General features: G+C 48.2%; 1 pseudogene. It reads right to left on the bottom strand.

What is annotated here, in order from left to right:
• Nucleotides 1-26: 26 nt before the first annotated feature.
• Nucleotides 27-529, bottom strand: a pseudogene (locus tag COY37_RS06655) (hypothetical protein); the annotation flags it as partial.

Below are 529 nucleotides of genomic sequence, written 5' to 3' on the forward strand. Positions count from 1 at the left end.
ATTAGTAACCTTAAGACGAAGGAGTTTCATGCTGCCTCCCTGGAAAGACGAAGAAGGAGCATGAATGCATCGCGGGCAACGGAGCCTTCGGGCCCACCCTGGTCTATTTTATCCCGAAGCCTTTTTACCGTTGCATCGGCAAAGCCGGAAAAACCAAGATTGGTGAAGTCCGTATCATTGGGAATTACGAGGAGGTTGTCTTCGTTTATAACGGAACCCGCCAAAACATCCTTGGCCGCAAGAATGTGATTTTGAAAAACCCCGTGCAAAGAAAGTGTGAGCGAACCTTTAAGGTCCAGTTTGACAACTGCCCGTTCCCTGTTCGGGATGTCTTCCAGCTTTTTCTGGAGCGATTCCACATCGTCGGCGGTATTCAGGTCCATTAGTTCTTCTATAAAACTCCATTGTCCAATTTTCACTTCTTCGGTAGAGACATGGTCGCCATCCATATTGACAATTTGGCAGAACCCTGAATGGTCTTCACGGAAATCGGTGGATTCGGGGGTCCCTGAATACCAGATTCTGTCGC

The organism is Candidatus Aquicultor secundus, from assembly GCF_002791875.1.
Lineage (GTDB): Bacteria > Actinomycetota > Aquicultoria > Aquicultorales > Aquicultoraceae > Aquicultor_A > Aquicultor_A secundus.